This is a genomic window from Pseudomonas sp. 1912-s (assembly GCF_029269205.1).
In the GTDB taxonomy this organism is placed as follows: domain Bacteria; phylum Pseudomonadota; class Gammaproteobacteria; order Pseudomonadales; family Pseudomonadaceae; genus Aquipseudomonas.
Window position 1 is genome coordinate 1 of sequence record NZ_JARIXR010000001.1, and the last position, 22346, is coordinate 22346.

The window sequence follows — 22346 nt, forward strand, 5'->3', positions numbered from 1 at the left end:
CCAGTAGTGCTGACGAATGAGTCGAGCTTGTTTTTGGAAACATCAATTCCGACGAACGCAGAGTCATGGTCCATAGCGTTTTCCTCACGTCCAACCTTGCAGAATCGGGCTTTGCGCCCAGGCAACCGTTCGGACTAGTTTAGGAAGGAACCTGCTCCGACCCATGCTCACTCACGATCTCGAAATCAGAGGGCACTACGGTCTGAAGCAGGTGAAAACAATCTTACAAGGGCACACCGAGCCTGAGCGAGGTGCCGAGTGGTGGGGCAAGAGCGTTTTGCTTACTTTTGCGCTTTTCAAAAGTGAGCCGCTGTAAGAGCGGAACCAATAGTGGCCGTTACCTAAATAACGGATATACACCCCTCACCCCAACAACTCACTCATCGCAATAATCTGCTCCGCCACCTGAATCAGCTTTTGCTGCCGACTCATCGCCTGACGCCGCATCAGCGTGTAGGCCTCTTCCTCATTACACCCCTTCATTTTCATCAACAGCCCCTTGGCCGTTTCGATCCGCTTACGCTCCGCCAACTGCTGATCCCTGGCCTGCAACTGCGCGCGCATCGCCTGGTCACTCTCAAACCGCGCCATCGCCACATCCAGGATCGGCTGCAACCGTTGCGCCTGAATCCCCTCGACAATATAGGCACTGACCCCGGCCTTGATCGCCTGTCGCATCACTCCCGGATCATGCTCGTCGGTAAACATCACAATCGGCCGCGGCTGATCCCGGCTCACCAGCACCACCTGCTCCATCACATCGCGCCCCGGCGACTCGGTATCGATCAAAATCACATCCGGGCGCACCGCTTCAACCCGCGCCGGCAGGTCGATCGTCAGCCCCGACTCATCGATTACTTCAAACCCGGCCTCGGTCAACGCGGCCTTGAGCCGCCCCACCTTGCGCGGCGTATCGTTGATCAACAGGATTCGCAACATAAGGTCCTCCTGTCAGCGCAAGGCTTGGCGGCTGACAACATCTGTCATGGCATGCAGGCGAAAGCTGCGGGCATACCCGGCCGGGTCCGAACCGTCCCAGACCTTTCCGTCGATCAACTGGCTGCTGCGCATGGCCTCGCCACCGGCCGGCACACCTACGGCGCTGGCCGCCTGGCGATAGATATCCAGTTGCTGCACGCGCCGGGCGACGCCGAGGTAATCCGGGTCTTCGCGCAGCAGGCCCCAGCGACGGAATTGGGTCATGAACCACATGCCATCCGACAGGTAGGGCAGGTTGACCGCGCCGTCGTCATAAAACCGCAGCGCATGGGGATCCTGCCAGTGGTTGCCGAGGCCGTCGTCATAGTTGCCCAGCAAGCGCGGTTCGATGCAGTCGAGCGGTGCGTCGAGGTAGTGCGGGGCGCTCAGCAATTGCGCGGTGGAGCGGCGGTTTTCCGTGCTTTCTTCGATAAACCGGCTGGCCTGCAGGATAGCCATCACCAGCACCCGGGCGGTATTGGGGTACTGCTCGACAAACGCCTGGGTGCAGCCGAGGACTTTTTCCGGGTGATCCGGCCAGATCGCCTGGGTGGTGGCCAGGGTGAAGCCCTGGTTTTGCTTCACCGCACTGGCGCACCACGGCTCGCCCACACAAAACCCGTCGATGCGTCCGGCCTGCAGGTGAGCAACCATTTGCGGCGGCGGCACCACCACGCTGTCGACATCCTGCAACGGATGGATCCCCTGGCTGGCCAGCCAGTAATACAACCACATGGCGTGGGTGCCTGTGGGAAAGGTCTGGGCGAAGGTGAGTTTTGTTCGGCTTTGATGCACGTGACGGTCCAGTGCCTCAGGACTGGTCACCCCCAACTGTTGCAGGCCACGGGACAGGTTGATGCTCTGGCCATTCTGGTTCAGGCCCATCAGCACCGCCATGTCGGTGGGCGCCACGCCGCCGATGCCCAGGTGCACGGCGTAGATCAGGCCATACAGGCTGTGGGCCGCGTCCAGTTCGCCGCTGACCAGGTTGTCCCGCAGGCTGGCCCATGACGACTGGCGTTTGAGGTTCAGCGTCAGGCCATAGGGCTGGGCGAAGCCCTGGGTGGCGGCGACTACCACTGAGGCGCAATCGCTCAGGGCCATGAAGCCCAGGTTGAGGCTGCTCTTTTCCGGAGCATCACTGCCGTTGACCCAAGCCAGGGGATCATTCATTTGTATGTACCTTTCATAAAAAAACGCCGCTCCGTCGGGCCACGCACGGAGGAGGCCCGGGGTAACGACGTCTTTGTCCTGAACCCGTTCCGCCGTTGGCGCGGGCTGCGATAGGCAAGGCAAAGCAAGGCACATGCCACGCACCGGGAAAGCCCGGCAGGCCGTCAGCTTCCCGTCAGGATTGAAACCGGCCTGGCTCCCAGTATGGCCGCTCCTTGATCCCGGGCTTTGCAGGCATGTTCATCAACCGCCATCGTATTGCGACTGTGTTTTTCTGGCTGTTGGTGCTGGGCAGTCCCCGGGTGCTCGGTGAGCCTTACGAGGCCCGTGATGAGAACCTGCACACGTTTTTTACCGCGTTGTCCTTGCCGTTGGGGCAGCCGATCGTGGTCAGTCAGGCGGCGGCCCGCAAGCGCATCAGCGGGACGTTCGATTTCGATTCGGCCCCAACGCTTCTGGCGTCAGTTGCCCGGCAGCACGGTTTGATCTGGTACAGCGACGGCCAGGTGCTTTACCTGTATGACGCCGACGAGGCGAAAAGCTCGGTGGTAACCCTGCGGCATATTTCGGTCGATATGTTGCGCGGGTTCATGCGCCGCTCCGGGCTCGACGAGGCGCGCTATCCGCTGCGTGCGAGTGCGGCGCGGGTGTTCTATGTGTCCGGGCCGCCGAACTACGTCGACCATGTGTTGCGCCTGGCACAGCTGATGGACCGCCAGCGTGCGGAGCTGCGCATGGGGCCGCAGCGGATTGGCGTGGTGCAGGTGCTCAACACCCACGTTGCCGACCGCGAGTACGACATGGGTGACAAAACCGTCACGGTGCCGGGCATGGCTTCCATGATCGAAAAACTGCTGGCCGTCGAGCAGAAGAGCGCATCCCCACGGCAACCCGGATTACTCGCCGACAAGACTATTTCGGTGCTGGCGTACCCGGACACCAACAGCTTGTTGATCAAGGGCAAGCCTGCGCAAGTGAGCTTTATCGAAAACCTGGTGGCGGAACTGGACGTGCCGAAGCGTGCGGTTGAGGTTTCATTGTGGCTGGTGGACGTGGACCGCGACGAGCTCAAGAAGGTGGGCGATGTCCTGCACAAGGGGCCCGACAAGCCTCCGGCAACCCGCGTAATGGCACCCGTCGAGGACGATGTGTTCATGAAACGGATCACGGCACTGGAGCAGCGTCGGCGAGCGAAGGTCACGGCGTTGCCGGTGATTCTGACCCAGGAGAATGTGCCGGCGGTTTTCAACGACAACCAGACGTTCTACCTGCCCCGGCCGGGTGAGAACAGTGATGAGTGGCAACCGGTGGTCTACGGCACACAGGTCAGTGTGCTGCCGCGCTTCGCCGAGGAGAATGAAATCGAGATGCAGCTCACCCTCGAAGATGGCCGTCAGATGGGCAAGGCCGGCAGTCGCGACAAACGCTCGGCGGCGGTGGAACGCATGGGGATCAGCACCGTGGTGCGTGTGGCTCCGGGCCGGCGGTTGCTGGTGGGGGATTTTCAGCGTGAAACCGGCGCGGCCTTGGCCGGGCGCTACTACGGGCCTATGGCCAATAGCGTGCGGCTGTTTGTCATCCAGGTTGCGCCGGTGGGTGGTGCTTCGCACACAGGTGGCGGACCGGGGCAGGCACCGCCGTTGACACCCTCCCAGCATGAGCGCGTGAAGCGGGCATTTACCCGCATATCCGAGGGATAAAGCCGTTGACCGTCCACCCAGGACTGGCGATCTGGAAAAGTCTTACATAGCCCGTCTGAAAAATACCGGGCCTGTGGGCCTTTGCCTCTCCTATACGACGGGTGAGCTTTTTATAGTCGCGACCTTGCAGGAGGGCCCGTGTCGGAAATGGGGGGAGTCAGGTGCAGAGGTGTGAATGGCAGGGGTGATGGAGGGGGGAATGGCGGCGCCTATGGTCTTTGATCGGTGGACATTGCACAGCGACGGCAGGCTGACCGGCGAAGACTCGGATATTCAACTGCCGCCCAAGGAGGGGCATGTGTTGCGCCTGTTGTTGGCGTCGGCCGGTGTGCTGGTGACCAAGGATCAGTTGCTGGAACGGGCATGGCCCCATAACGATGCCACCGAGGAGTCCCTGACCCGTTGCATCTGTTCACTGCGCAAGTATTTGAAGGAGGGCAGGGGGCTGATCAAGACGGTGTATGGCAAGGGGTATCGAGTGACCTGTTCGGTCAACGCGGCGAGCCAGGTCTGTTCCTCCTGCGGTCGGGGCCACGCATGAAAGGCGTCTGGCGCAAGGGGCTGTTGCTGCTCACGGTCTGCTTTGGCCATGAAGCCCGGGCGTATTGCTGGGCAGAGGCCGCCAACCGATATGGCATCGAGCCGGAGTTGCTGCAGGCCATCGCTGCGGTAGAGTCGGGTTATCGCGCCGAGGCCATGAACCACGCCAACAACAACGGCACCCGTGATATCGGGCTGATGCAGATCAACAGCATTCACCTGCCGCGCCTGCTCAAGGAAGGCATTACCGAGCAACGCTTGCTGGATGAGCCTTGTTTATCGGTGGAGGTCGGTGCCTCGATCCTGGCCGAGTTTATCAAGCAGTTCGGCTACAACTGGACGGCGATCGGTTCCTACAATGTGGGGGGCGGCCCCGGGCCCCGGCGTGAAGAGCTGCGTCTTCGCTATGCGCAAAAGATTTGGGTTCGCTACGAGCAACTGATGGCGCACCGCAACTGACGATTGGACGGCACGCCTCGCATGCAGCCCGTCACCCCGGCTATAATCGCCGCCACCTTTCGCCGCCATCCGAGTCAATCCCGCCCATGTATACCCTGGCCCGCCAGCTGTTGTTCAAACTCTCTCCGGAAACCTCCCACGATCTGTCCCTGGATTTGATCGGGGCCGGTGGCCGCCTGGGGCTCAATGGGCTGGTGTGCAAGGCGCCGGCGAAAATGCCGGTGTCGGTGATGGGGCTCGATTTCCCCAACCCGGTCGGCCTGGCGGCTGGCCTGGACAAGAACGGTGCAGCCATCGACGGTTTTGCGCAGTTGGGTTTTGGCTTTGTCGAAATCGGCACGGTGACCCCTCGGCCGCAACCGGGCAATCCCAAGCCGCGGATCTTCCGCCTGCCGGAAGCCGAGGCGATCATCAATCGCATGGGCTTCAACAACCTGGGTGTGGACAACTTGCTGTCGCGGGTCCAGGCGGCGAAGTACAAGGGCATCCTGGGGATCAACATCGGCAAGAACTTCGACACGCCGGTAGAACGTGCCGTGGATGACTACCTGATTTGCCTGGACAAGGTCTACGCCCACGCCAGCTACGTCACGGTCAACGTCAGCTCCCCGAACACCCCGGGCCTGCGCAGCCTGCAGTTTGGCGACTCCCTCAAGCAATTGCTCGAAGCCTTGCGCCAGCGCCAGGAAGACCTGGCTGTGCGCCACGGCAAGCGCGTGCCGTTGGCGATCAAGATTGCCCCGGACATGAGCGATGAAGAAACCGTGCTGGTGGCCCAGGCCCTGGTGGACTCGGGCATGGATGCGGTGATCGCCACCAACACCACCCTGAGCCGCGTCGGTGTCGAAGGCCTGGCCTTTGGTGACGAGGCGGGCGGCTTGTCCGGTGCGCCGGTACGCGACCAGAGCACCCACATCGTCAAGGTGCTGGCGGCCGAGCTGGGCGGGCGCTTGCCGATCATTGCGGTGGGTGGCATCACCGAGGGCAAGCACGCGGCCGAGAAAATCGCCGCAGGTGCGAGCCTGGTGCAGCTGTATTCCGGCTTTATCTACAAGGGCCCGGCGTTGATTCGCCAGTCTGTGGATGCAATCGCCGCACTGCCAAGAGGTTAATCGCCGCCCATTAAAAAGGGCTCCTTGAAGGAGCCCCTGGGCCGAAGCCCGCCGCCCGGATAGGGCGTGCGTGGTTAAGGTGTTGCGTATTCGTGGTGGTGTCGGAATTAAATGCCCTTGATTAGCCGACGGCGTGAAGTTCGTTGAGTCTGTGGATTCCCGCAGTGCCAGTCATACCGTCCCAGTTGTCGCCGCGTCCTTCTCGCCAGCCGTTGATCCAGGCTTGGCGTACCGACGGTAGAGTAAATGGGCAAAGCTCACGGGATTTGCCATGAACGCCATATTGATATCCGCGTAAAAATGCTCTTTCCAACGGATCACGCTTAAGTCTTCTCATAGGGTGTTTCCCTCACTTGTTGACTGTCTTGATATCCTTCGGCCTCGTCCGAGGCCGGGCAGAGTTTTTCTGCCGTTGGTGGGCTCGCTGCCGGCGTGGCGAGCCAATGTGTCGGCGTCGTTACGGCGCCAACCTGTGTTGAGTTCTAACCAATAGGTCACATGGATTCAATGATCGTTTTGTCATAAGCACGTAACGATAATGATGCTATAGCCATAAGCTGGGATGGCTTTTCGCCCCTTTTGTTGGGCAAACCCAGCTATGATGTGCCCTTCAAAGAGGATGGGTTTAATCCTTTGGTGAGAATGCCCGTCTGTTGCAGTCGGTTATTATTCGACGAAGGGTCGGAATATTTCTTTTTGTTGCACCCAATACATGAACTGCCCCGTCAATAAAGGCCCGTAAGGCCTGTAGCCGGGGTGGAACGGCACATTCGTGCCACACGAGCGCTCTTCAAGAAAAGCGCTTGATTGAAAACCGAACGCGCGATGCGTCGCCCGTTCACTTATTGCTGAAAAGCCTGGAATGCCCCATGTCGGACCGTTTTGAACTCTTCCTCACTTGCCCCAAGGGCCTCGAAGGCCTGCTGATCGAGGAAGCCGTCGGGCTTGGCCTTGAGGAAGCCCGCGAGCACACCTCGGCCGTGCGCGGCATGGCCGACATGGAGACCGCCTACCGCCTGTGCCTCTGGTCGCGCCTGGCCAACCGCGTGTTGCTGGTGCTCAAGCGCTTCCCGATGAAGGACGCCGAAGACCTCTACCACGGCGTGCTGGACATCGAGTGGGAAGACCACATGCTCGCCGACGGCACCCTGGCCGTTGAATTCAGCGGCCATGGCTCGGGCATCGACAACACCCACTTCGGCGCGCTGAAGGTCAAGGATGCGATTGTCGACAAGCTGCGCACCCCGACCGGCGAACGTCCGTCCATCGACAAGATCAACCCGGACCTGCGCATTCATCTGCGCCTGGACCGTGGCGAAGCGATCCTGTCTCTCGACCTGTCCGGCCACAGCCTGCACCAGCGCGGTTACCGCCTGCAGCAGGGCGCTGCGCCGTTGAAAGAAAACCTCGCGGCAGCGATCCTGATTCGTTCCGGCTGGCCGCGCATCGCTGCCGAAGGCGGCGCGCTGAGCGACCCGATGTGTGGCGTCGGTACCTTCCTGGTGGAAGGCGCGATGATCGCCGCCGACATGGCGCCTAACCTGAACCGCGAGCTGTGGGGCTTCACCGCCTGGCTTGGTCACGTTCCGGCGCTGTGGAAGAAACTGCATACAGAGGCCAGCGAACGCGCCGCTATCGGCATGGCCAAGCCACCGCTGTGGATCCGTGGTTACGAAGCGGACCCACGCCTGATCCAGCCGGCCCGTAACAACATCGAACGCGCAGGCCTCAGCCACTGGATCAAGATCTACCAGGGCGAAGTCGGCACCTTCGAGCCACGCCCGGACCAGAACCAGAAAGGCCTGGTGATCTGCAACCCGCCGTACGGCGAGCGTCTGGGTGATGAAGCCAGCCTGTTGTACCTCTACCAGAACCTCGGCGAGCGTCTGCGCCAGGCGTGCCTGGGCTGGGAAGCGGCGGTGTTCACTGGTGCCCCGGACCTGGGCAAGCGCATGGGCATCCGCAGCCACAAACAGTATTCGTTCTGGAACGGCGCCTTGCCGTGCAAATTGCTGCTGATCAAGGTCACCCCGGACCAGTTCGTCACCGGCGAGCGTCGTACCCCGGAGCAGCGCCAGGCCGAACGCGAGCAGGCCGCCTACGATCAGGCGCCGACCGAGCCGCAAGAGCGTCAGTACAACAAGAACGGTAACCCGATCAAACCCGCCCCGGCCCCTGTGGTCGAGCAGGCGCGCTTGAGCGAAGGCGGGCAGATGTTTGCCAACCGCCTGCAAAAGAACCTGAAGCTGCTGGGCAAGTGGGCCAAGCGCGAAGGCGTCGATTGCTACCGTGTGTACGATGCCGACATGCCGGAATACTCCATGGCCATCGACCTGTACCACGATTGGGTTCACGTCCAGGAATACGTGGCGCCGAAGTCCATCGACCCGGAAAAAGCCTCGGCCCGCATGTTCGATGCCCTGGCTGCCATTCCCCAGGCGCTGGGCATCGACAAGAACCGTGTGGTGGTCAAGCGTCGTGAGCGTCAGAGCGGCACCAAGCAGTACGAGCGTCAGAGCGCCCAGGGCAAGTTCACCGAAGTCAGTGAAGGCGGCGTCAAGTTGTTGGTCAACCTGACCGATTACCTGGACACCGGCCTGTTCCTCGACCATCGCCCAATGCGCATGCGCATCCAGAAAGAGGCGGCCGGCAAGCGCTTCCTCAACCTGTATTGCTACACCGCCACTGCCAGTGTGCACGCCGCCAAGGGTGGCGCGCGCAGCACCACCAGCGTCGACCTGTCGAAAACGTACCTGGACTGGGCCCGCCGCAACTTCTCCCTCAACGGTTTCTCCGACAAGAACCGCCTGGAGCAGGGCGATGTGATGGCCTGGCTGGAAGCCAGCCGCGATGAGTTCGACATGATCTTCATCGACCCGCCGACCTTCTCCAATTCCAAGCGCATGGAAGGCATCTTCGACGTGCAACGTGACCACGTGCAGTTGCTGGACCTGGCCATGGCGCGCCTGGCGCCGGGCGGCGTGTTGTACTTCTCGAACAACTTCCGCAAGTTCCAGCTGGAAGACAACCTCGTCGAGCGGTATGCCGTCGAGGAGATCAGTGACAAGACCATCGACCCGGATTTTGCGCGCAACGCCAAGATCCATCGGGCGTGGAAAATCACCGCTCGCTGATCGCTGCCTTCCTGAAGCCGCAAGCCCGGATTATTCCGGCCTTGCGGCTTTTTTACGCTGGTCAAACGCCAGTCCTGTGGCTATAACTTAAGGCCTGGCCAAAGTGACGCACCTGCACGCTGGCGTTTCGAGTCTTGTCTATGCCGCTGCATGCCGTCCGCCCGAAAATCCTAGGCTTTATCAGTGAGCAGGTGTCGGCGTGGCTGGTGGCGGTGGTGGTGTTTCTGACGGGAATCGCACTGACGGTCATCGTCGCCTGGACCGCCTCCGATCTCTATCAGCAGCAGTTGCGCCAGCGTTTCCAGTTGCTGGTCAACGAGCGTTACAGCCGCCTCCAGGAACGTTTCGAGGACCAGGAGCAACGCCTGGGCAGCCTGCGGCGGTTCTTCGTCAATTCCAATACAGTCTCCCGCGCAGAGTTCGACGGTTTCGCGCAGCCTTTGCTGCTGCGTACCCGCGCCTATGCCTGGGCGCCCCGGGTGTTGCGTGACCAACGCAGTGCGTTTGAGCAAGAGGTGACGGCTGAGCGCCGCGCGAGTTTCTCCATTCGCGAATTGAACACGGCCGGTGAACTGACCCCGGCCAGCCAGCGCGATGAGTATGTGCCGGTGCTGTACAGCCAGACCCAGAGCCTGCTTGGCTCGCCGTTGGGGTTTGACCTGCTGGCCCAGCCATTGCGGCGCTCGGCGGTGGAGCGTGCGCAACAGTCAGGGAAAATGGCCGTGTCCCAGCCCATGCAACTGGTGGGTGTGGAGCCGGCCTACGCCATGGGCGTGCTGCTGGTGGCGCCGGTCAGCCGGGCACCGACGACACAAGTGCCCGTCAGCGAACCTTACGGCTACGTGATGGCGGTGATCAGCATGCGCCAACTGGTGGCCGATGGTTTGCCCAAGGCTGACCGGGACAACCTGGTGATACAAATCGTCGACACCTCCGACGCAGAAAAACGAGTGCTGTACGAATCCAGCAATGCCCTGGCAGACAGCGACCTGGTAGCCGCGCGCCGGCTGACCCTGGGTGACCACATCTACGCCTTGAGCCTGCGCCCCAGCCAGGTGTTCCAGCAGGGCAATCATTCTTCGTTGATCAGTATCCTGGTCATGGGCAGCCTGCTGAGCCTGTTGCTCAGTGCGTTGCTCTATGTGTTGGTCAGTCAGCGCCAGCGCGCCTTGAAACTGGTGGAGCAGCGCACGGCCCAGTTGCGTCAACGTGAACAGGAGCTGCGGGGCACCCATGGCCAGTTGCGCAGCGTGCTCAATGCGGCGACCCAGGTGGCGATCATTGCCACTGACCTGCGCGGCGTGATCACTACTTTCAACGCCGGCGCCGAGCAGATGCTGGGCTTTGAGGCGGACGAGGTACTGGGCCACCTGACCCTCGAAAGCCTGCACCTGGCGCCCGAGCTGGAAGCCCGCGCTGTGCAGTTGAGCGCAGCGCTGGGCAAGCGCATTCCGCCCGGCCAGGCGATGCTGGTGGACAGCGCCGATACCGTTCACGAAGCCCGCGAGTGGACACTGGTGCGCAAGGGGGGCAGCCAACTGACGGTGAACATGCTCGCCACTGTGTTGCTGGATGAGCACGGCCTGTGGGTCGGGCACCTGGCGATCTGCCTGGATGTCACCGAGCAGAAGCGCGCCTATGAGGCACTGGCCGCGCGGGATCGGTTGCTGAAGAAACTCAGTGCCCATGTGCCCGGCGGCATTTTCCAGTTCATTCTGGAGCCGAACGATGTCTCGCGTTTCATTTATGCCAGCGACGGCATTCGCGATATCTACGAAATCGAGCCGGCGCTGTTGCAGCAGGATGCGAGCAAGGTGTTCGAGCGGATTCATCCTCAGGACGTTGAACGGGTACGCGAGTCCATTCGGCTGTCTACCTTGCAACTGAGCCATTGGCGTGAAGAGTACCGGGTGCTGCTGCCCCAGCGCGGTCTGCGCTGGATTCGCGGCGAAGCGACGCCGGAAGAATTGCCCGGCGGTGGTACGTTATGGCATGGCTATGTATCGGACATTTCCGACCTCAAACGGGTCGAGGAAGAGCTGCGGGCGTTGTCGATTACCGACTCGTTGACGGGGATTCACAACCGGCGTTATTTCCAGGACCGATTGAAGGCCGAGATGACCCGGGTCAAGCGCGCCTCGGGGGCATTGTCGGTGATCATGCTCGACATCGACCACTTCAAGCGCATCAACGACCAGCACGGCCACGCGGCGGGCGATGAGGTGCTCAAGCAATTGTGCCGGCGCATCAGCCAGCGGTTGCGGCGCACGGATGTGTTTTGCCGGCTGGGGGGCGAGGAGTTTGTGGTGTTGTGCCCCAATACCGATGGCAGCCAGGCCTTCAGTGTTGCCCTGGAGTTGTGGCAAGCGTTGCGCAGCACGCCGATGGACGGTGTGGGGACGGTGACGGCGAGCTTCGGGGTGGCCAGTTGGCGAGTCGAGGAGGGCGTTGACGGCTTGTTGCTGCGGGCGGATTCGGGGGTGTATGCGGCGAAGCAGGCGGGCAGGGACAGAGTTGAGGCAGAGCGGGCGCTTGCCTGAAGTAATACTCACCTGTAGGAGCTGTCGAGCCTCGCCAAGGCTCGACAGCTCCTACGTTTAGAGGACCGGCGCAGCCGCCGCGAGCTTCGGCTGGCGGTACAGGTCCAGCAGCACCTGGTCCAGCACCGAAGAAGCGCCCCACGGTTTAGGATCGTTGAGAATCGCCACCACCGCCCAGGTATTGCCATTGTTGTCGCGACTGAACCCGGCGATCGCCCGCACGGTGTTCAGGGTACCGGTCTTGACGTGGGCTTCACCACGCATGGCGGTGGTCTTCAGGCGTTTGCGCATGGTGCCGTCGGTGCCGGCAATCGGCAGCGAGCTGATGTATTCCGCCGCGTACGGGCTTTTCCACGCCGCTTGCAGCATGGTCGCCATCTCACGGGCGCTGACCCGTTCGGCACGGGACAGGCCGGAGCCGTTCTCCATCACCAGGTGCGGCGCGGTGATGCCTTTTTTCGCCAGCCACTGGCGCACCACGCGTTGGGCTGCCTTGGCGTCGTCGCCGTCGGCATCGGTACGGAACTGCGCGCCCAGGCTCAGAAACAGCTGCTGGGCCATGGTGTTGTTACTGTATTTGTTGATGTCGCGGATGATCTCTGCCAGGTCCGGCGAGAACGCCCGGGCCAGCACTTTGGCGTTCTTTGGTACCGGCGCCTGGATATCGCGGCCCTGGATGCTGCCGCCCAGTTCCTTCCAGATCGCCCGAACAGCACCGGCGGTGTAGGTGGCGTGGTCCAGCAACGACAGATAGGTCTGCGAACTGCAGCCATCCGCCAACTGGCCGCTGACGGTCACGGTGACGCTGCCATCGGCGGCGGTCATCGGGCTGTAGCGCACATCGCCCGTGCATTGTTTGGCGTTGGAAACCTTGACCTGGTTGTCGATGCGGATGCTCGCAATCGGCGGCTCCACCGAGACCAGCACTTTGCCCGAGTCATTACGGGTGACGAAGCGCAGGGCCTTGAGGTTGACCATCAGAGCATCGGGCTTGACCAGGAACGGCTTGTTCTCGTCGTTGCCGTCGTCATTGAACTCCGGCAGTTGCGGCGGGATGAAGAAGCCGCGGTCCAGTACCAGGTCGCCGGTCACTTGCTGCACGCCATTGGCCCGCAGGTCGCGCATCAGCAGCCAGAGTTTTTCCATGTTCAGCTTGGGGTCGCCGCCGCCCTTGAGGTACAGGTTGCCGTTGAGGATGCCGCCGCTCAGGGTGCCGTCGGTGTAGAACTCGGTTTTCCACTGATGGTTGGGGCCAAGCATTTCCAGGGCCGCGTAGGTGGTGACCAGCTTCATGGTCGAGGCCGGGTTGACCGATACATCGGCATTGAACACGGTAGGCGTGCCCGGGCCATTGAGGGGAATCATCACCAGGGACAAGGCGTTGTTTTGCAACTTGGCTTTCTGGAGGGCTTCCTGGACCTTGGGCGGCAGGGAAGTGTTGATCGGTGCGGCGGTAACGGAAAAGGCCAGGGGGAGCAGAAAACCGGCCAGCAACAATGGACGCAAAGATTTGATCATAAGAATTAAAACCCTACTGCTGAGGGGTAAAAAGGCGAGGGGTATGTACGAAAAATCCCTCAATGGTCATGAAAGTGTCGGCATTATGCCCCAAGGCCGTTGCACTTGTGGCTGAACGATAGCTGCTATTCGCGGTTTTTTTTACTGGCACTCTGCCGCCCGTCCCAGAGAATCGGGCAAAGGCCGGCTTAAACTGCTAAAGTGCGGCCCGTTATTACTTAAGAGGATTGTTCCAATGGCGACTAACCGTTCCCGGCGTCTGCGCAAAAAACTGTGCGTTGATGAATTTCAAGAGCTGGGTTTCGAACTGAACCTGGACTTCAAAGAAGGTTTGGACGATGAAGCGGTTGACGCTCTCCTCGAAGCATTCCTGACCGAAGCGATGGACGGCAACGGCCTGGACTACGTCGGCGGTGATGACTTCGGTCTGGTTTGCAAAGCCACCCGTGGTTCGGTCAACGAAGAGCAGCGTGCCGCTGTTGAAGCGTGGCTGAAGGCTCGTCCAGAGCTGACCCGCGTTGAAGTCAGCGCCCTGTTGGACGCTTGGCATCCAGAAAAGCCGATCAATCCGGCAGTCTGATGTCATGAAAAAGCGACCCGCCCGGGTCGCTTTTTCGTTTCCGGGTCTTAAAAACTCAGGCCTTGCGCCAGTTCAGAATCACCAGCGTCAACACCCCCGCCACAATCCCCCAGAACGCCGAACCGATGGAAAACAACGTCAGCCCTGACGCTGTGACCATAAAGGTGATCAGCGCGGCTTCCCGCTCCTTCGGCTCATTCATGGCGATGCTCAGGCCATTGATGATCGAGCCAAACAGCGCCAGTGCCGCAATCGACAGCACCAGTTCCTTGGGCAGGGCGGCGAACAGCGCGGCCAGCGTTGCGCCGAACACCCCGGCAATCCCGTAGAAAATCCCGCACCAGACCGCAGCGGTATAGCGCTTGTTGCGGTCTTCATGGGCGTGGGGCCCGGTGCAGATCGCCGCGCTGATGGCCGCGAGGTTGATGCCATGGGAGCCAAACGGCGCAAGCACCAGCGAGGCCAGGCCGGTAGTGGTGATCAGGGGCGAGGCGGGCACGTTATAGCCATCGGCCCGCAGCACCGCGACTCCCGGCATGTTTTGCGAGGTCATGGCCACCACGAACAGCGGGATGCCGATGCTGATGGTCGCTGCCAGGGAGAAGTGCGGCGTGGTCCACACCGGCGTCGCCACTTCCAGGTGGAAACCGCTGAAATCCAGCAACCCCATCAGCCCGGACAGCGCGGTGCCGATCAGCAACGCGGCGAGCACCGCATAACGTGGCGACAGGCGTTTGATGACCAGGTAGGTGAAGAACATCCCCAGCACCAGCCCGGTACGGTGCTGCGCGGCGACGAAAATCTCGCTGCCGATCTTGAACAGGATCCCCGCCAGCAAGGCCGCCGCCAGGGAAGCCGGGATGCGCTTGACGAGTTTTTCGAAGCTGCCGGTGAGCCCGCAGATCGTCACCAGCACCGCACAGGTGATGTAGGCGCCGATGGCTTCGCCGTAACTCACGCCGCCCAGGCTGGTGATCAACAGCGCCGCGCCCGGGGTCGACCAGGCAATGGTGATCGGCGTGCGGTAGCGCAAGGACAGGCCGATGCTGCACACCGCCATGCCGATGGAGATCGCCCAGATCCACGAGGAAATCTGCGCCGTGGTCAGGCCGGCGGCTTGGCCGGCTTGAAACATGAGCACCAGGGAGCTGGTGTAGCCGGTCATCATGGCAATGAAACCGGCGACGATGGCCGAAGGCGAAGTGTCGGCCAGTGGGCGTAATCGCGCTTGGGGGGCGTCGGACATGGGGCGGTGTTCCTTATGCCTGGGGCTTTTTGTAGGAGCGAATGCAGAATCAAGCCTAAACTCAAACGTAACGATTCATTGCAATACAGCCGGCGCCGCAAACAGCCGTACAGTGTGTTGGCGCAATGGGTTGTGTACAATGTGCGCTGATTTTACGCGATACTTGCCAGCGACCCTCTGTGCCGTATTACAGTCAACGTCAATTCGCCGCCGTTCTCCCGACCCGAGTGCCCATGAACGAACAGTTGCAGCCCCTCAAGAAACAACCGCGAGCCGGTAAGGCCGGTCGCAGTGGAACCCAGGACGATATCGTCTACGCGCATATCTTCGAGGCGATCCTTGAACAACGCCTGGCGCCCGGTACCAAATTGAGTGAAGAAGCGCTGGGCGAAATCTTTGGCGTGAGCCGCACCATCATTCGCCGCGCGCTGTCGCGCCTGGCCCATGAAGGCGTGGTACTGCTGCGGCCCAATCGCGGCGCGGTAGTGGCCAGCCCGAGTGTCGAGGAAGCCCGCCAGGTGTTCCTCGCCCGTCGCCTGGTGGAGCGTGCGATCACTGAGTTGGCGGTGCAGCATGCCACGGCCGAGCAACTGGCCGAGTTGCGGCAGATGGTCAACGACGAGCGCGACAGCTTTTCCCGTGGCGATCGCGGTGCGGGTATCCGGCTTTCCGGCGAGTTCCACCTGAAACTGGCCGAAGCGGCGAAGAACGCGCCGCTGATCAGCTTCCAGCGCAGCCTGGTGTCCCAGACTTCGTTGATCATCGCCCAGTACGAAAGCGGCAACCGCTCGCACTGTTCCTACGATGAGCACACCCAGTTGATCGACGCGATCGAAGCGCGGGATGCGGATCTGGCCGTGAACCTGATGATGCACCACATGGATCACATCGACAGCAAACTCAACCTCGACGAGGAAAGTGCGTCGGATGACCTGCATGCGGTGTTCTCGCATTTGTTGCAGACCAAGAAGCCGGGGCGTTCGTCTGTAAAACTGTAAACCCCATCAAAAATGTGGGAGCTGGCTTGCCTGCGATAGCATCACCTCGGTATCACTGATACACCGAGGTGTCTGCATCGCAGGCAAGCCAGCTCCCACATTGGTTTTGAGGTGTTTGCTGAATCAGCGTTGATGCACGAGCTGCCCCGCCGCATACGTCTGCAACACCACCCGGTCATCCCCCAGCGTCATCAGTACAAACAGCGTCTCGGCGATGTTATTGGCCTGCTTCAGGCGATAGCTGAGCAGTGGCGTGGCGTTGTAATCCAGCACCAAAAAGTCTGCGTCAGTGCCCGGTTGCAGCGTGCCGATCTTGTCTTCCAGCCGCAGCGCGCGCGCACCGCCCAAGGTGGCCAGGTACAGCGACTTGAACGGGCTCAACCGCGCGCCTTGCAACTGCATCACCTTGTACGCTTCGTTCAGGGTTTGCAGCAGCGAGAAGCTGGTGCCGCCACCGACATCCGTACCCAGGCCGACATTCAGCTTGTGCTTCTCGGCCATCGGCAGGTTGAACAACCCGCTGCCCAGGAAGAAGTTCGACGTCGGGCAGAATGCGACTGCCGAGCCGGCTTCTGCCAGCCGTGCGCATTCGTCGTCACACAGGTGCACGCCGTGGGCGAACACCGAGCGCTCGCCCAGCAGTTTGTAATGGTCGTACACGTCCAGGTAGCCGCTGCGCTCCGGGAACAGTTCCTTTACCCATTCCACTTCCTGCAGGTTTTCACTGATGTGGGTCTGCATGTACAGGTCCGGGTATTCCCCCAGCAACTGCCCGGCAAGGGTCAGCTGTTCGGGCGTACTGGTCGGTGCGAAACGTGGCGTCACCGCGTAGTGCAAACGGCCCTTGCCATGCCAGCGCTCAATCAGTGCCTTGCTTTCTGCGTAGCCGGATTCCGCAGTGTCGGTCAGATAGTCCGGCGCGTTGCGGTCCATCATCACTTTGCCGGCGATCATCCGCAGGTCGAGTTTCTCGGCGGCTTCAAAAAACGAGTTCACGGACTGCGGGTGCACGCTGCCGAATACCAGCGCGGTGGTGGTGCCGTTGCGCAGCAGTTCCTTGATGAAAATCCCCGCGACTTCTTCGGCGTGGGCCTTGTCGGCGAACTGGCTTTCACACGGGAAGGTGTAGGTGTTGAGCCAGTCCAGCAACTGCTCGCCATAGGCGCCGACCATGCCGGTTTGCGGCAGGTGAATGTGGGTGTCGATCAGGCCGGGGGTGATCAGCGCGTCCTGATAATGGGTGACCTCGATGTCGGCGGGCAGGCTGGCGAGTAATTCGCTGGCGTGGCCCAGGGCGCTGATCTGGCCGTTGTCGATCACCAGCAGGCCGTCTTCGAAATACTCGTAGGAGGCTTCGATTCCTACCTCGGCAGGGTCGGCGATGCTGTGCAAGATGGCGGCACGGTAGGCTTTTCGTGTCAAAGGCATGGTCGTCTCAGTTAGTCGCTTGGCTGCGGCGTGAAACCGGCAGCAGTTTGGCAATGGGTTCGGCGCTCGCAGTGTGCTGGCCGAAGTTGGCGTTATAGGTGGCGATGATTTCGCCGGCGATGGAGATGGCGATTTCCACAGGCAATTTGCCTTTGACCTCAGTCAGCCCCATCGGGCAATGCATGCGTTGCAGTTGCGCGGTGTCGAAACCGCGATCCCGCAGGCGATGTTCAAACTTGACGCGCTTGGTCTTCGAACCGATCAGGCCGAAGTAGGTGAAGTCATTGCGCTTGAGCAGGGCGGCGGTCAGTTCCAGGTCCAGGGCGTGGTTGTGGGTCATGACGATGCAGTAACTGCCCACAGGCAAGTTGTCGATTTCATCCACCGGCTCTTCGCTGACGATTTTACGCACGCCCTGAGGGATGTGTTCCGGGAATTCCTGTTCCCTGGAATCGATCCAGCGTACCCGGCACGGCAGGCTGGCCAGCAACGGCACCAGCGCGCGGCCCACGTGGCCGGCGCCGAACACCGCGATCTGCGCCTGCACCTGGCCCATCGGTTCGAACAACAGCACCGTCACGCCGCCGCAGCACTGGCCCAGGCTGGCGCCGAGGCTGAAGCGCTCCAGGTGGGTGTTCTGCTGGCCGCGCACGAGCATGTCCCGCGCGATCTGCATGGCCTTGTATTCCAGGTGCCCGCCACCGATGGTGTCGAACGTGTGGGCGGCACTGATGACCATCTTCGAGCCGGCATTGCGTGGCGTGGAGCCAAGCTCTTCGATGATGGTCACCAGCACGCAGGGTTCACCCTGGTTCTGCAGGTCGGCGAGGGCGCTGATCCAGTTGTTCATGTTTACCTCAGCATCTCTGTTGTCAGTTCGACCGCTATCGCAGGCAAGCCAGCTCCCACATTTGATCGGGTTCACACATCAAAATGTGGGAGCCGGGCTTGCCCGCGATGGCAGCGCCTCGGTCTAGAGCGAAGCCAGCTCGGTTTCGGTTTCCACAGCTTTTGCGGCGGTCAGTTGGCGCATCTGCTCACAGCCCCACAACACCCGCTCCGGAGTCGCCGGTGCATCAATCTTCGGCTGATGGCGATAGTCACCCAGGCTCGCCACGGCATCCTTGATCGCACACCACGAGGCGATGCCGAGCATGAACGGCGGCTCACCCACGGCCTTGGAATGGAACACCGTGTCTTCCGGGTTCTTGCGGTTTTCCACCAGCTTCACCCGCAGGTCCAGCGGCATGTCGGCCACGGCGGGGATCTTGTAGCTGGCCGGGCCGTTGGTCATCAGCTTGCCCTTGTTATTCCAGACCAGCTCTTCCATGGTCAGCCAGCCCATGCCCTGGATGAAGCCGCCTTCGACCTGGCCGATGTCGATGGCCGGGTTCAGCGAGGCACCCACGTCGTGCAGGATGTCGGTGCGCAGCATTTTGTATTCGCCGGTCAGGGTGTCGACGATCACTTCGCAACAGGCCGCGCCGAACGCGAAGTAGTAGAACGGCCGGCCACGTGCCTGGCTACGGTCGTAGAAGATTTTCGGGGTCTTGTAGAAGCCGGTGCTCGACAGCGACACCTGGGCGAAATACGCCTGCTGGATCAGCGCCTCAAACGTCAGGATATGATCGCGAACCCGCACATGCCCGTTGTGGAACTCAACGTCGGCCTCGCTGACTTCATACTTGCGCGCGGCAAATTCCACCAGGCGTTGCTTGATGGTTTCGGCGGCATTCTGCGCGGCCTTGCCGTTCAAGTCGGCACCGCTGGAAGCGGCCGTCGGCGAGGTGTTGGGCACCTTGTCGGTGTTGGTGGCGGTGATCTGTACGCGGTCGATTTCCACCTGGAATATCTCGGCCACCACTTGCGCGACCTTGATGTTCAAGCCCTGGCCCATTTCGGTGCCGCCGTGGTTCAGGTGGATGCTGCCATCGGTGTAGATGTGGATCAGCGCACCGGCCTGGTTGAGGAAACTGGCGGTGAACGAAATCCCGAATTTCACCGGGGTCAGCGCCAGGCCTTTTTTCAGGATCGGGCTGTTGGCGTTGTAGCGACGGATCGCTTCGCGGCGCTCGGCATACTGGCTGCTGTGTTCGAGTTCGGCGGTCATCTCTTCGAGCATGTTGTGCTCGACGGTCTGGTAGTAGTGGGTGACGTTGCGCTCGGTCTTGCCGTAGTAGTTGGCTTTGCGCACGGCCAGCGGATCGAGCGCAAGGTGGCGCGCAATGGCGTCCATCACTTCCTCGATGGCGACCATGCCCTGGGGCCCGCCGAAGCCACGGTAAGCCGTATTGGACGCGGTGTTGGTCTTGCAGCGGTGACCGTTGACCGTGGCATCGCCCAGGTAATACGAGTTGTCGGAGTGGAACATGGCACGGTCGACAATCGAGTTCGACAGGTCCGGTGAGCAGCCACAGTTGCCCGCCAGGTCCAGATTGATACCGTGCAGGCGGCCGGTGTCGTCGAAGCCCACGTCGTACTCGATATAGAACGGGTGGCGCTTGCCGGTCATCAGCATGTCTTCGACCCGCGGCAGGCGCATTTTGGTCGGCTGACCGGTGAGGCGTGCGACCACCGCGCACAGGCACGCCGGGCTGGCCGCCTGGGTTTCCTTGCCGCCAAAACCACCGCCCATGCGGCGCATGTCGACGACGATTTTGTTCATGGACACGTCGAGGACTTCGGCCACCAGTTTCTGCACTTCGGTGGGGTTTTGCGTAGAGCAGTAGACGATCATGCCGCCGTCCTCGGTAGGCATCACCGAGGAGATTTGGGTTTCCAGGTAGAAGTGTTCCTGGCCACCGATGTGCAGGGTGCCCTGGATACGATTTTTTGCGGTCGCCAGCGCGCCGGCGGAATCACCCCGTTGGTGCGTATGGCTGTCCAGCACGAAATGCTTTTTGCGAAACGCCTCGACCACGTCCAGCACCGGCTCCAGGTCTTCGTATTCGATCACGGCGGCCATGGCAGCTTTGCGCGCGGTTTCCAGGTCGCGGGCGGCAACCGCCAGCACCACCTGGCCGACAAACTGCACGGTGTCGATGGCCAGCAGCGGGTCGCCGGGCATCAGCGGGCCGATGTCTTTCAGGCCCGGAACGTCTTCGTGGGTGATGACGATGCGCACGCCGTCGAAGGCGTAGCAGGGCGCAGTGTCGATGCTGATGATCTTCGCGTGGGCGCGGTCCGACATGCGTGCATACAGGTGCAACTGGTTGGGGAATTCCAGGCGGTCATCGATGTACTGCGCCTCGCCCGAGACGTGCTTGGCGGCGCTGTCGTGCTTGACGCTGCGACCGACTCCGCTGGTCAGGTCCTTGGCAAACAGTTCGGCGAGTTCGGCCTGGGATTTTTCCACGGCATGATGGTTAGACATAAGCGGTCACCCGAGTCTCGATGTGCGGCGTTTGCAGTTCGATGAAGTATTTGCGCAGCAGGTTCTGTGCGCTGAGCAGGCGGTATTCCTTGCTCGCACGGAAGTCCGACAGCGGGGTGAAATCTTCGGCCAGCGCAGCGCAGGCCTTTTCCACGGTGGCGGAATTCCAGGTGGCACCCCTCAGCACCGCTTCGCAATTCTTCGCACGTTTCGGGGTGGCGGCCATGCCACCGAACGCAACCCGGGCGTCGCTGATAACGCCGTTATCGATCTTCAGGTTAAAGGCGGCGCAGACTGCGGAAATGTCATCGTCCAGGCGCTTGGACACCTTGTAGGCACGGAACAGCGGCACACCTTTGGGCACGATGATTTTTTCGATGAATTCGCTGTCCTGACGCGCAGTGACACGGTAGTCGATGAAGTAGTCTTCCAGGGCCAGGGTGCGGCGGGTGTTGCCCTTGCACAGCACGATCTGCGCACCGAGGGCGATCAGCAACGGCGGCGAGTCACCGATGGGCGAAGCGTTGCCGATATTGCCGCCCAGGGTGCCCTGGTTGCGGATCTGCAGCGAGGCGAAGCGGTGGAGCAATTCGCCGAAGTCCGGGTATTCGTTATTGAGGGCCGTGTAGCAATCGGACAGCGACGTGGCCGCGCCGATCTCCAGGCGGTCGTCGAAGCTTTCGATGCGCTTCATTTCTTCGATATTGCCGACGTAGATCATCACCGGCAGCGTGCGGTGGAACTGGGTGACTTCCAGCGCCAGGTCGGTGCCGCCCGCCAACAGCCGGGCTTGTGGGTACGCGTCGTAAAGGTCGGCCAGGTCGGCGACGGTCAACGGCACCAGGCAACGTTTGTCGCCGCTGTTCAGTTCACCGGTTTGCGTCGGGGCGATGGCTTTCAGGCGGGCGATCGTCTCGGCCTGGCGGCTGTCGAACTGGTCTTGGGGTTTATTGCAGCAGGCCTGTTCGGCAGCCGCGAGAATCGGGCGATAGCCGGTGCAGCGGCAGAGGTTGCCGGCCAGGGCTTCATGGGCTTTCTGGCTGTCGGGTGCATCACTGTTCTTCTGCAGGGCGAACAGTGACATCACAAAACCCGGGGTGCAGAAGCCGCATTGCGAACCGTGGCACTCCACCATGGCTTGTTGCACGCTGTGGAGTTGGCCCTGGTGCTTGAGGTCTTCGACGCTGATCAGCTGTTTGCCGTGCAGGGACGAGACAAAGGTCAGGCACGAGTTGAGGCTGCGATAGCGAATCTGCTCCGCGCCCTGATCGTCGGTGTGCAACTCGCCGACCACCACGGTGCAGGCGCCACAGTCGCCGCTGGCGCAGCCTTCCTTGGTGCCGGATTTGCCCAGGTGCTCACGCAAATAGTTGAGCACGGTCAGGTTCGGGTCCAGGGCGTGCTCGCTACGGAGCTCCTGGTTTAGTAAAAACTGGATCACGGAAGGCCTCGCAGACTCATTATTGTTGTTAACCGCTTTGCGCCGAATCTAGTCATGTCTGACTTTTCGGTCAACGATTTTCTGACCGAAAGGTCAAGAAAATGCGATCTCAACATCTTTAATTAT

The 22346-nt window shown here is 61.3% G+C and carries 17 protein-coding genes; 8 read left to right on the forward strand and 9 right to left on the reverse strand.

Annotated features, from left to right (window positions below; genetic code table 11):
- Window positions 1–363: 363 nt before the first annotated feature.
- Window positions 364–939: an ANTAR domain-containing response regulator gene (locus P3C29_RS00005; protein WP_010176414.1), complete on the reverse strand. Its 576-nt coding sequence runs from the start codon at window positions 937–939 to the stop codon at window positions 364–366.
- A 12-nt stretch (window positions 940–951) separates the two neighbouring features.
- Window positions 952–2151 carry a CmpA/NrtA family ABC transporter substrate-binding protein gene (locus tag P3C29_RS00010; RefSeq protein ID WP_010176413.1) on the reverse strand — a complete coding sequence of 400 codons (1200 nt, stop codon included), beginning with the start codon at window positions 2149–2151 and terminating at the stop codon, window positions 952–954.
- 236 nt (window positions 2152–2387) lie between these two features.
- On the opposite strand from P3C29_RS00010, the gene sctC reads away from it, so the two are divergent.
- The 4 genes from sctC to P3C29_RS00030 all read left to right on the forward strand — a co-directional run bounded on the left by sctC (window position 2388) and on the right by P3C29_RS00030 (window position 5962).
- Entirely contained in the window at window positions 2388–3851 is a 1464-nt protein-coding gene (sctC, locus tag P3C29_RS00015) for a type III secretion system outer membrane ring subunit SctC (RefSeq protein ID WP_275963647.1), read from the forward strand.
- Between the two features lie 199 nt (window positions 3852–4050).
- Window positions 4051–4392 carry a winged helix-turn-helix domain-containing protein gene (locus P3C29_RS00020; RefSeq protein WP_242487024.1) on the forward strand — a complete coding sequence of 114 codons (342 nt, stop codon included), beginning with the start codon at window positions 4051–4053 and terminating at the stop codon, window positions 4390–4392.
- On the forward strand, window positions 4389–4850 hold the full coding sequence (locus P3C29_RS00025) for a transglycosylase SLT domain-containing protein (protein ID WP_010176410.1): 462 nt from the start codon (window positions 4389–4391) through the stop codon (window positions 4848–4850). Before P3C29_RS00020 ends, P3C29_RS00025 begins: the two co-directional genes overlap by 4 nt.
- Window positions 4851–4936: 86 nt before the next feature.
- Window positions 4937–5962, forward strand: coding sequence for a quinone-dependent dihydroorotate dehydrogenase (locus tag P3C29_RS00030; protein ID WP_169387402.1), 1026 nt, complete (start codon window positions 4937–4939; stop codon window positions 5960–5962).
- Window positions 5963–6083: 121 nt separating this feature from the next.
- Here P3C29_RS00030 and P3C29_RS00035 read toward each other — a convergent pair whose 3' ends face one another.
- Complete coding sequence (locus P3C29_RS00035; RefSeq protein WP_002553055.1) at window positions 6084–6299, reverse strand: ribosome modulation factor; 216 nt, start codon at window positions 6297–6299, stop codon at window positions 6084–6086.
- A 532-nt stretch (window positions 6300–6831) separates the two neighbouring features.
- On the opposite strand from P3C29_RS00035, the gene rlmKL reads away from it, so the two are divergent.
- Both rlmKL and P3C29_RS00045 read left to right on the forward strand, forming a co-directional pair.
- Window positions 6832–9096, forward strand: a complete 2265-nt coding sequence (rlmKL, locus tag P3C29_RS00040) for a bifunctional 23S rRNA (guanine(2069)-N(7))-methyltransferase RlmK/23S rRNA (guanine(2445)-N(2))-methyltransferase RlmL (protein WP_010176408.1) — start codon at window positions 6832–6834, stop codon at window positions 9094–9096.
- 140 nt (window positions 9097–9236) lie between these two features.
- Window positions 9237–11636, forward strand: coding sequence for a GGDEF domain-containing protein (locus P3C29_RS00045; RefSeq protein ID WP_275963648.1), 2400 nt, complete (start codon window positions 9237–9239; stop codon window positions 11634–11636).
- A gap of 57 nt (window positions 11637–11693) precedes the next feature.
- Here the strand turns inward: P3C29_RS00045 and dacB are convergent, their stop codons facing one another.
- Entirely contained in the window at window positions 11694–13154 is a 1461-nt protein-coding gene (dacB, locus tag P3C29_RS00050; RefSeq protein ID WP_275963649.1) for a D-alanyl-D-alanine carboxypeptidase/D-alanyl-D-alanine-endopeptidase, read from the reverse strand.
- 235 nt (window positions 13155–13389) lie between these two features.
- Between dacB and P3C29_RS00055 the strand changes: the two genes are divergently transcribed.
- Window positions 13390–13734, forward strand: coding sequence for a YggL family protein (locus P3C29_RS00055; RefSeq protein WP_275963650.1), 345 nt, complete (start codon window positions 13390–13392; stop codon window positions 13732–13734).
- Window positions 13735–13789: 55 nt separating this feature from the next.
- On the opposite strand, the gene P3C29_RS00060 is transcribed toward P3C29_RS00055, so the two are convergent.
- Window positions 13790–14980: a benzoate/H(+) symporter BenE family transporter gene (locus P3C29_RS00060; protein ID WP_177026892.1), complete on the reverse strand. Its 1191-nt coding sequence runs from the start codon at window positions 14978–14980 to the stop codon at window positions 13790–13792.
- A gap of 233 nt (window positions 14981–15213) precedes the next feature.
- On the opposite strand from P3C29_RS00060, the gene P3C29_RS00065 reads away from it, so the two are divergent.
- Window positions 15214–15978: a GntR family transcriptional regulator gene (locus tag P3C29_RS00065; RefSeq protein ID WP_003219095.1), complete on the forward strand. Its 765-nt coding sequence runs from the start codon at window positions 15214–15216 to the stop codon at window positions 15976–15978.
- Window positions 15979–16101: 123 nt separating this feature from the next.
- On the opposite strand, the gene guaD is transcribed toward P3C29_RS00065, so the two are convergent.
- The 4 genes from guaD to xdhA form a co-directional block, all read right to left on the reverse strand.
- Window positions 16102–17406: a guanine deaminase gene (guaD, locus tag P3C29_RS00070; protein ID WP_275963652.1), complete on the reverse strand. Its 1305-nt coding sequence runs from the start codon at window positions 17404–17406 to the stop codon at window positions 16102–16104.
- A gap of 7 nt (window positions 17407–17413) precedes the next feature.
- Window positions 17414–18256 carry a xanthine dehydrogenase accessory protein XdhC gene (gene xdhC / locus P3C29_RS00075; protein ID WP_088424560.1) on the reverse strand — a complete coding sequence of 281 codons (843 nt, stop codon included), beginning with the start codon at window positions 18254–18256 and terminating at the stop codon, window positions 17414–17416.
- A 123-nt stretch (window positions 18257–18379) separates the two neighbouring features.
- Window positions 18380–20779, reverse strand: coding sequence for a xanthine dehydrogenase molybdopterin binding subunit (xdhB, locus tag P3C29_RS00080; RefSeq protein ID WP_010176402.1), 2400 nt, complete (start codon window positions 20777–20779; stop codon window positions 18380–18382).
- Window positions 20772–22220: a xanthine dehydrogenase small subunit gene (xdhA, locus tag P3C29_RS00085; protein ID WP_010176401.1), complete on the reverse strand. Its 1449-nt coding sequence runs from the start codon at window positions 22218–22220 to the stop codon at window positions 20772–20774. Before xdhA ends, xdhB begins: the two co-directional genes overlap by 8 nt.
- Between the last annotated feature and the right edge of the window lie 126 nt (window positions 22221–22346).